This is a genomic window from Agrobacterium tumefaciens (genome assembly GCF_005221385.1).
Classification (GTDB): domain Bacteria; phylum Pseudomonadota; class Alphaproteobacteria; order Rhizobiales; family Rhizobiaceae; genus Agrobacterium; species Agrobacterium tomkonis.
Genome location: NZ_CP039906.1, coordinates 38,304 through 47,742 on the forward strand (window position 1 = coordinate 38,304; position 9,439 = coordinate 47,742).

The 9,439-nt window shown below is 59.1% G+C and carries 10 protein-coding genes; 7 read left to right on the forward strand and 3 right to left on the reverse strand.

Going from position 1 to position 9,439, the window contains the following annotated elements:
• Nucleotides 1–147: 147 nt before the first annotated feature.
• Together CFBP6623_RS27230 and CFBP6623_RS27235 are read right to left on the reverse strand one after the other, a co-directional pair.
• Nucleotides 148–495 carry a TSUP family transporter gene (locus CFBP6623_RS27230; RefSeq protein ID WP_198513208.1) on the reverse strand — a complete coding sequence of 116 codons (348 nt, stop codon included), beginning with the start codon at nt 493–495 and terminating at the stop codon, nt 148–150.
• The gene (locus CFBP6623_RS27235; RefSeq protein ID WP_198513209.1) at nt 461–904 is read right to left on the reverse strand and encodes a TSUP family transporter; all 444 of its coding nucleotides are present in this window, start codon (nt 902–904) and stop codon (nt 461–463) included. Before CFBP6623_RS27235 ends, CFBP6623_RS27230 begins: the two co-directional genes overlap by 35 nt.
• 164 nt (nt 905–1,068) lie before the next feature.
• On the opposite strand from CFBP6623_RS27235, the gene CFBP6623_RS26615 reads away from it, so the two are divergent.
• Together CFBP6623_RS26615 and chrA are read left to right on the forward strand one after the other, a co-directional pair.
• Nucleotides 1,069–1,371: a PadR family transcriptional regulator gene (locus CFBP6623_RS26615; RefSeq protein ID WP_075657609.1), complete on the forward strand. Its 303-nt coding sequence runs from the start codon at nt 1,069–1,071 to the stop codon at nt 1,369–1,371.
• Entirely contained in the window at nt 1,368–2,588 is a 1,221-nt protein-coding gene (gene chrA / locus CFBP6623_RS26620; RefSeq protein ID WP_075657590.1) for a chromate efflux transporter, read from the forward strand. The genes CFBP6623_RS26615 and chrA overlap by 4 nt, the downstream gene beginning before the upstream one ends.
• Before the next feature lie 118 nt (nt 2,589–2,706).
• Here chrA and CFBP6623_RS26625 read toward each other — a convergent pair whose 3' ends face one another.
• Nucleotides 2,707–3,324, reverse strand: coding sequence for a recombinase family protein (locus CFBP6623_RS26625; protein WP_075657591.1), 618 nt, complete (start codon nt 3,322–3,324; stop codon nt 2,707–2,709).
• Nucleotides 3,325–3,419: 95 nt separating this feature from the next.
• Here CFBP6623_RS26625 and CFBP6623_RS26630 point away from each other — a divergent pair, with 95 nt between their 5' ends.
• The 5 genes from CFBP6623_RS26630 (at nt 3,420) to CFBP6623_RS26650 (ending at nt 9,268) form a co-directional block, all read left to right on the forward strand.
• On the forward strand, nt 3,420–6,317 hold the full coding sequence (locus tag CFBP6623_RS26630) for a Tn3 family transposase (RefSeq protein ID WP_075657592.1): 2,898 nt from the start codon (nt 3,420–3,422) through the stop codon (nt 6,315–6,317).
• A 197-nt stretch (nt 6,318–6,514) separates the two neighbouring features.
• Nucleotides 6,515–7,162: a hypothetical protein gene (locus CFBP6623_RS26635; RefSeq protein ID WP_080843398.1), complete on the forward strand. Its 648-nt coding sequence runs from the start codon at nt 6,515–6,517 to the stop codon at nt 7,160–7,162.
• A gap of 513 nt (nt 7,163–7,675) precedes the next feature.
• Entirely contained in the window at nt 7,676–8,164 is a 489-nt protein-coding gene (locus CFBP6623_RS26640) for a hypothetical protein (RefSeq protein ID WP_080843397.1), read from the forward strand.
• 120 nt (nt 8,165–8,284) lie between these two features.
• On the forward strand, nt 8,285–8,953 hold the full coding sequence (locus CFBP6623_RS26645; protein ID WP_232370484.1) for an Abi family protein: 669 nt from the start codon (nt 8,285–8,287) through the stop codon (nt 8,951–8,953).
• Nucleotides 8,954–8,983: 30 nt separating this feature from the next.
• Nucleotides 8,984–9,268 (forward strand): ribbon-helix-helix domain-containing protein, encoded by a 285-nt coding sequence (locus CFBP6623_RS26650; protein ID WP_232370483.1) that lies wholly within the window; start codon nt 8,984–8,986, stop codon nt 9,266–9,268.
• Nucleotides 9,269–9,439 lie beyond the last annotated feature (171 nt).

Sequence of the window (9,439 nt, forward strand, 5' to 3'; positions counted from 1 at the left end):
CCAGCAACGCACCGCCGAAGACCGGCAGCAGGAGCGCGAGCAATTCCAGATGGTTAACCGGGGCCTGAAAGACCAGATTGGGGTCGGTTCCGGCTCGGGGCGAAATGACACCCTAAGCGCAAATGTCCTGCCCACATCCTCTCAGGGTTAGATCAAGCCTGCCACAAGTCCGCTCCCAATGAGCAAAATCATAATTGCGACGATGATCTGCACGGTGCGCAGTGTGATTTTCTGCAGGACACGCTTGCCCACGAACGATCCAATGAAGGCGCAGACCGTGCCCATGGCAACCGGCGCAGGCAGTTCCTGAGACCGGGCAAGGTGCTCCGCCAAGATACTCGTTCCATAAGTGATTAGCCGAACTGCATCGACGATAACTGCCGAGACGACCCCGGTGGCAACGAAAGCCTCCTTTGATAGCCCCGTTTTCAGCAGGAAGGCGGAGCGCAACGCACCCTGATTACCGGAAAGGCCGCCGAAGAATCCCGACAGCACGCCTCCGAGTGGCAACAAACGCGGCGAAAACGCAAGCGCTTGAAAGCGGCCACAGTTCCAGTAGGGCGAACACGACAATCAATACGCCGATGACGGCTTTGACCACTGTGATTTCATAGGCCGACCCGCCAAGGGTGTAACTCGCAACGGCTGGCAACTTGTCGAACCAAGTTAGCAGGCTCGCTCCCGCGAGAGCGGCAATCGCAGCCGGGAGCCCGAACCGCGTCACGACGCGCCAATCGGCCTGCTTGGCCATCAGTCCGAATTTGAAGATATTGTTGGCGAAATGCACGACGGCGGTCGCCGCGATTGCCAACGGGACCGGGAAGAACAGCGCGAAGGCCGGCATCAGGATCGTGCCGAGGCCGAAGCCCGAGAAAAGCGTGACGCCAGCGGTGAACACCGCCACAATGCCAATCAGGATAAGCTCAAAGTCTTGTCTTCCTTTTGTAATCGTCTTTCGCTATCGTAAATCGATAGTATGAACCGATTGCTCCGCGAATCAAGAAGGCAGGTGGCATGACAGGGAACCCGTCAAAAATCGCTGCGCCCGAGAAACGGCACTCGCTGAAAATGGAGCATCACGATCTGCTGTCCGGCCTCGTGCGCCTGCATGTGCTCTATCATGCGGCCGAGCGTGAGATTTACGGCCAGTGGATGATCGATGAGCTGGCGAGCCACGGCTACCGCCTGTCTGCCGGGACACTCTATCCGCTGCTGCACAAGATGGCGCGCGACGGCTATCTCACCGTGCGCGAGGAGCGTGACGGCCGCACGGTGCGCAAGCTCTATTCCATTACAGACAAGGGTCGCGAGGGCCTTACCGTGGCCAAGGAGCGCATCCGTGAATTTACCGGAGAGGCGATGAAACGATGACCGACACGACGAACCACAATGAAATCCAAATAAGCAGAGGCTCGGTCGGCGAAGTCTTCACCGCCTTTCTCAAACTTGGCCTCACCTCCTTCGGCGGGCCGATCGCGCACCTCGGCTATTTCCGCGACGAGCTGGTGCTGCGCCGCAAATGGATCGACGAAAAGGGCTATGCCGATCTTGTAGCACTGAGCCAGTTCCTGCCCGGTCCAGCCTCGAGCCAGGTAGGCTTTGCCCTGGGACTGTTGCGTGGCGGGCCGCTCGGCGCGCTTGCCGCCTGGGCAGCCTTCACCTTGCCGTCAGCGATCTTCCTCATGATCTTCGCTTACGGCGCCGCAGTATTTGGCGGCCCGGTCGGCGGCGGCATCATCACCGGCCTCAAGATCGTTGCGGTCGCTATCGTGGCGCAGGCGGTCTGGGGTATGGCGAGGAACCTGTGCCCGGATCGCGAGCGGGCCACAATCGCCCTCGGTGCGGTCCTGATAATCGTGCTTCTGGCGGGCGCGCTTGGCCAAGTGGCGGCGATCGCTGCAGGCGCGGCAGCAGGCCTTCTGGTTTGCCGTAATCATCACGAGGCAGTCACCAGGCACATCAACTTCCCGGTCTCGCGGACCTTTGGGGCAACCTCGCTGGTCCTGTTCTTCGCTTTACTATTTGGACTGCCAATCCTCGCTCCGGCCTTGTCCTCGCAAGGGCTCACCGTATTCGACTCGTTCTACCGCGCAGGCTCACTGGTCTTCGGCGGTGGCCATGTCGTGCTGCCGCTTCTCGAAACGGAAGTGGTGAAAAGCGGCTGGATCAGTCACGATCAGTTTCTTGCAGGCTATGGTGCGGCGCAGGCGGTACCGGGACCACTCTTCACCTTCGCGGCCTATCTTGGAACCTTATTGGGGCCGGAACCTAACGGCCTCATCGGAGCGGGCATTGCCCTGATCGCCGTGTTCCTTCCGGGTTTTCTGATCCTGCTTGGCGTTATTCCCTTCTGGGATAGCTTCCGCCAACGCGAAAGCGCGCAGGCCTTGATGAGGGGTGCCAACGCCGCCGTTGTCGGCATTCTCGGCGCAGCGCTCTACGATCCGGTTTTCACCAGTGCCATCGTCGGCCCTTATCAATTCGCGCTGGCACTTACCTGCTTTGTTCTGCTGATGGCGTGGAAGACCACGCCCTGGATTGTTGTGCTTGTGGCCGCAGCCGGTGGCGTGCTGATCAGCGTGGCCTGACGGTCGCCACAACCGACGAGAGCGACGAAACTTGTGCAAGAACTTTGGTTCCCGACAATGGATTTTTCATGCCATACGATTCTGTCATTGAGCCGATTGTTTCTGCCGCACGCGCACTTCACGCTCTGGCGCATTTGCTTTCCCTGTAGCGCTTGGCAATATCTGCAACCGTATTCTTGCTGATTGCCAGATCGCGGGCGATCCAGCGATAGCTGCGGCCTTCCGCGATGAGCGCCAGTACTTTCGGGGCGAGCCTGTCCGACTTTGGGCGCTGACCGGGCTGTCGTCCAAGCCGTCTCCCGCGTGCCTTGGCTGCGGCAAGTCCGGATTTCACGCGCTCGCTGATGAGATCGCGCTCGAACTCCGCAATCCCGGACAGAAACGTCGCGAGCATCCGGCCGTGCGGGCTGGCCAAATCGAAGGTCATGCCGCTCATGGCGATCACCGAGACCTTCCGACTTTCCAGTTCACGCAATGTGTTGAGAAGATCGATCGTAGATCGTCCCCATCGGGAAAGTTCGGTGACCAGAACCAGATCGATGCCTCTGGCCTGGGCGAGCGCCATGACCTTCTTCCGTTCGGCTCGATCCAGCTTCGCTCCGGAGCTCGTCTCTTTGTAGACACCGGCGATCGTGTAGCCGGCACGCTCGGCAAAGGAAGTGAGATCTCGCTCCTGTCGTTCACAGGACTGATCAGCTGTCGAGACACGGCAATAGATGGCGGCGCGCTGTCCCAATTGAACCCTCGTGGATTTTGGTGCCGGAAGACCTTGATTTGTAGGGGCCAATTGTTGTCCAAAACAGACTAAACTTCAATGGGGACAATTCTGGTATGCCACGACGACATATTCTCACCGAGCGACAGCGCTCGGCACTCTTCGACTTGCCAACCGACGAATTGTTGCTGCTCAGGCATTACACACTGGCCGACGACGATCTGGAACATATCCGTGAACGGCGTAGACCGGAAAATCGGCTCGGGTTCGCTTTACAGCTCTGCGCCCTTCGTTATCCCGGTCGTGCGCTGACACCCGGCGAGCTGATCCCGCAAGAAGTTCTGTCCTTCATCGGAGCGCAACTCGGTGTTCCGGCCGATGCGCTTCTCACTTACGCCACTCGCCGCCAAACTCGTCAGCAGCATATGGAAGCCTTGCGCGAGATTTACGGTTACAAGGCGTTCGCAGGCCGTGGCGCCCGCGATTTGCGAGACTGGCTTTTCGATCAGGCCGAAGATGCCAGGTCCAACGAAGATCTGGCGCAGCGCTTCGTCTCGCAATGCAGGAAAATGGTGACGATCCTGCCAGCGGTGTCCACGATAGAGCGCCTGTGCGCGGATGCTCTCGTTGCCGCCGAGCGACGCATCGAGACACGAATTGCCGACCGGCTCGACCTTGATGCGCGTGAGCGCCTGGACGGGCTTCTGACTGAAATGGTGAACGGAAATATCAGCCGCTTCATCTGGCTTCGCCAGTTCGAGGTCGGCAGCAATTCCGCGTCAGCGAACCGCTTGCTTGATCGGCTGGAGCTCCTGCGCGGTCTGAAGATCGATCCTCAGATCCTCGTGGGTATCCCGCCACACCGCATCGCGCGCCTGTGTCGGCAAGGCGAGCGCTATTTCACTGACGGGCTGCGCGATATCAGCTCTGATCGAAGGTGGGCGATCCTCGCCGTTTGCGCCGTCGAATGGGAAGCGGCAATTGCCGACGCCATCGTCGAGACCCACGACCGCATCGTCGGGAAAACCTGGCGGGAAGCCAAACGACTTCATGACGAGCGGATTGCCAGTTCCAAAGCGGCCGTCACTGATACGCTTCGCGCTTTCACGGCGTTGGGAGCCTCATTGCTGGAAGCCCGCGACGATGGCGTTCCGCTGGAAAATGTATTGGCGCGATCAGCTGAATGGCATCAACTTGAACAATTGGTCGCGGCAGGGACGCAGCTTACCAGCACGTTGGCAGACGAGCCACTCGCTCATGTAGGACAAGGTTATCATCGCTTCCGTCGATATGCTTCAAGGATGTTACGATGCCTGAGGCTCAAGGCCGCGCCGGTAGCCGAACCATTGATTGTAGCTGCGAAAGCCATCGGTGAAACGCGTGCGCCGACACCAACCAGTGTGTCCTTCTTGCGACCGAATTCGAAATGGCATCGTCATCTCCGCGCGCAAGATGGGAATGACAACCGCTTATGGGAGGTTGCGGTCCTCTTCCATCTTCGCGATGCTTTCCGATCGGGTGACATATGGCTCGATCATTCCCGCCGATACGGTGATCTCAAGCAGGTCCTTGTACCGTTAACCTCGGCGCAGGCAAACGCCAAGCTGGCAGTTCCCATTGATCCTCAAGCCTGGCTGACAGATCGCAAAGCCCGTCTTGCGGACGGTTTGAAGCGGCTGGCGCGTGCCGCTCGGGATGGGACTATTCCCCATGGCAGCATCGAAGATGGAACGCTGCGCATCGATCGGCTCACCGCGGACGTTCCCGAAAACGCAGAGGAGCTTGTTCTCGATCTTTATCGTCGAATGCCGGCGGCGCGGATCACGGACATCTTGCTGAAGGTTGATAAGGCGATTGGCTTCTCCGACACCTTCTCCCATCTGAGAACCGGAGCGCCATGCGCCGACCGGGTCGGCTTGCTGAACGTCCTTCTCGCCGAAGGACTAAATCTTGGCCTCCGAAAAATGGCGGAAGCTTCAAACACACATGATTACTGGCAGCTCTCGCGCCTCGCCCGCTGGCATGTCGAGAGCGAGGCTATGGACCAGGCGCTGGCAATGGTGGTGACCGCGCAGGGGAAGCTTCCGATGTCCCGGTTCTGGGGCACGGGCACGACTGCATCAAGCGATGGTCAGTTCTTCCCGTCGGCCCGGCAGGGCGAGGCCATGAACATGGTCAACGCCAAATACGGCAATGAACCCGGGCTGAAAGCCTACACCCACGTCAATGACCAGTTCGCGCCGTTTGCGTCACAGACGATTCCCGCAACGGTCAGCGAAGCACCGTACATCCTCGACGGCTTGCTGATGAATGAGGCAGGTCGGCAGGTTAGAGAGCAATATGCCGATACGGCCGGCTTTACCGATCACCTCTTCGGCATCAGCGCCATGCTTGGCTATCGCCTCATCCTGCGTATTCGTGATTTACCATCGAAACGGCTCTACGTGTTCGCCCCCGCAGCAACGCCGAAGGATTTACGCGGCCTGGTCGGCGGCAAAATCCGGGAAGAGTTGATCGTCGCAAATTGGCCTGATCTATTCCGGTGCGCCGCCACGATGGCTGCCGGCAAGATCAGGCCGAGCCAGTTGCTCCGGAAACTGGCGTCCTATCCCCGACAGAACGATTTGGCGGCGGCTCTGCGCGAGATCGGACGCGTCGAGCGCACTCTCTTTATTATAGAGTGGATTCTCGACACCGATATGCAGCGGCGCGCCCAGATCGGCCTCAACAAGGGCGAGGCTCATCATGCACTCAAGAATGCCTTGCGCATTGGCAGGCAGGGTGAAATCCGGGATCGAACCACGGAGGGGCAGCATTACCGGATCGCCGGGCTGAACCTGCTCACGGCGATCATCATTTACTGGAACACCGTCCATCTCAGCCACGCCGTGGTCGAACGACGAAACGAGGGCCTTGATGTCCCGCCCGAGCTCTTAGCCCATATCTCTCCTCTGGGCTGGGCGCACATCCTGCTCACCGGCGAATATCTCTGGCCCACGGAGGCAAGCGCTTAGGGTGTCATTCCGCCCCGAGCCGGAACCGACCCCAGCCAGAGGCTGTAAGTTCCGATGTTGAGCAGGATGAAGCCGGTACAAGCGGTGGAAACCCTCTCGCCCTGTCTCGCAATCAGGAGGATGACGAAAACGCCGAGCAGCAGACTTCCTATTCCGCCGCGCTGGTCGAGGAACTGACGGCGATCCGCACCGCCGCAATGCGCAATGAACTGGTCCTGCGTCCCGAGCTTGCCCTTGCCGTCATGCTCTACCCGCTGGTCCTGAATACCTTCCTCACCGGGCGCACCTATTGGCGGATCGGATCGGCGGTCGAGGTCAGCGGCCAGTTGAAGGACCTCAGCCCGTCGATCAAAGAACCGGAGGCAAGTGCAGTCCTCAACGAGTGGACCCGCATTCATGAGGCTTGGGGCTACAAGCTCCCCGGCGATCCGGCCGATCTTTGGGAATGGCTGCTGGAACAGGATCAGACCGAACTCATGGAGCTTCTGGCCGTCGTCACCGCCGCAAATATCAATGCTGTCGAGGCCAAGCACGATCACGACCGCGAACGCCTCGCCCATGCGGATCGGCTTGCCGCAGCCTTGAAGCTTGACATGAAGCAGCATTGGAAGCCGGAAGCGCCCTTCCTCTCCCGTCTGTCGAAAGCTCAGATTGCCGAGGTGATGGAGGATGCCGGTTGCACGAAGTCTTCCGTCAAGGCGGCAAGCAAGGCCCCGAAGGCCGAGGCCGTGGAGATGGCGGAAAAGGCGCTGGCCGGAAAGCTATGGCTCCCGGGTGTGTTCCGCTCGACCGTTCAGGATGAGCATCAGCCGGAAACCTCCCCGATGGTATCGGCAGCCGAATAGTGGAACCGGAGCCCTCACGACATTGGAAACCCGGCCTTCGTGCCGGGTTTTTCCCGTATAAAAAGCTAGCAGCTTGCAATCTGCTTATATGCTGATGACGAAGCGGATGGCTGGTTCCGGCCGGGATCGACCCGCCCGCAACCAGTCGAGAGGCGCCCGCGCCCCGCCTCTCGCGCTCTCCATCCCGCCCGCCATGGCCCGAATCTCTGCCGTTGACGCTGGCAGAAGGTCTTGAAACTTGCTAGAACCGCTGTGAACGCAGGATTTTCTGAAGAAAAATGCGTTTGGGGTAGGCAAAACTATTACCCTACGGTGGGTGATCAATCCGGCCCAGGTGGGGGCCAAAACGTCACCACTAAACAGCGCAATGCATTCAGCGCTATAAGCCAGGTAGACGAAACACGGGTAGGCAGGTGCGGTAGAATTCTAGCCTACCGTCGCTCAGGACACCTATTGAAGCGGCGGCTTTCTTCCCTCACATTCTCACTACATTCAATGTTTGCGAGATTTCCAATGATCGCCCAGGACAACACCGTCGTCGCCTTTCCGGCCAAGCCTTCCGACCCCGCACCCAGTAGCTTCGAGAAGATCTGGGGCAAGAAGGTGAAAAGCCATGGTTACGCCGCCATCCCCACGATCCTCATCCGCTCCCAGCATCGGCTCGGCATCAACAGCACGCAGTTCTGTCTGCTGATGCACCTGCTCGATCTCTTCTGGTCGCCGGATCGTCCTCCCTTCCCCACCAAGCAGCAGCTCGCCGACCGCATCGGCATCAAGCCCTCCTCCATCAAGCCCAACATGAAGGCCCTGGAGAAGGCAGGTCTCATCCAGCGGGTGCAACACAAGACCTCGGCAGGGGATTGGGGTGCCAACACCTATCACCTCGATGGCCTGATCCAGCGCATCAAGGATCTGGAGCCCGACTTCGACATGGAGAAGAAGAAGAGGTTGGCGGAGAGGAAGAGGGTGGAGACCCCGAAGGGTAAGCGCTCCAAGGAGTGACCAGGCACTCCCTCAGAAATGAATTACCCCGGCCGCATGCCTAGGGCAGAGACGGTACCGGGGTTTACGAAGCAAGATATATACAGGGGTGGGGGACAAATCAACCCCCCGGGACCTACGATGACCACCATGAGTACAGACGAGACCATACCCTATGAGGGCCTAGAGGATACCCTGTCGGCCGACAGGTTCGGCACCTACTTGGGTTGGGCCGGGGCAGACCGCAACAAGGCCGTTGCCCTCTACACCCTCAATGCCCTGCTGAGCGAGAGCCTGCATCTGCCTCTGCATATGCTGGAAGTGGCCCTGCGGAACCGCATCCATCAGGTCATGTCCAAGGCCCATGGGGAAAATTGGTTCGATATGCCCGAACACCAGCTGAACCCCACCCAGGTCGACATGCTCGCCAGAGCCCGCGAAGACCTTGCCGAGAAGGGTAAGGATGACACACCTGCCCGCATCGTGGCAGCGCTGACCTTCGGCTTTTGGACCGCCATGCTCGGCAAGGAATACGAGAACTTGTGGCAGCAGACCCTGAAGGACATCGCCAGGCGCGAGGATGGCAAGGGCCTTCGCCGCAAGGATTTCACAAAGTCATTGAGCGCGATCCGGACGTTGCGCAATAGGCTGGCCCATCATGAAACCGTGCTCTATTGGGATTTGCGCAAGCACTACGCCAACATCCTCCAGCTGATTATTTGGTTGTCGCCGGTGGCGGCCGACTGGTGCCGCGCTTATTGCAGGTTCGAGAGCATTTACCCGGTGGAAGGGGTTGTCCTTGAGGCATAAGGACCTTGCCGAGCGAGGCGGCTGGCTCACTTGGAAATTGTAGAAACCTGCAACCCGCAAATTTGCACCTTGCAGAATCAGCACGAATCGGCGTTTCTAGTAACTATGAATCGCGCACCTACACCTGTTCGAGAAAAAGTTGCCGCCCATCGCCAGCGTTTGCGGGAGGCTGGGCGTGTTTTTGTCAACACAGACCTGCCCGCCGACTTGGTGGACTGTCTTGATAAGATCAAGGCCAAACGTGGTGCGGCATCACGTGCGCAGCTGGTCGAAGAAGCTTTGAGGTTATTAATCGAAAAAGAAACAAGGGCATAACGAAAAAACCCCTCGCCGCTGGTAACGGCTAGGGGTTTTTGGTCAGTTAAGACGTAGGCTTTTTGGGAGCCCTGACTTCAACTCCCAACATAGTCGAGCGTTCACGAACCGGCAAGGGGTATCCTTTGCCGGAACGATGAATCTTTGTCTGCTGTCCACAGTGATGCCCGC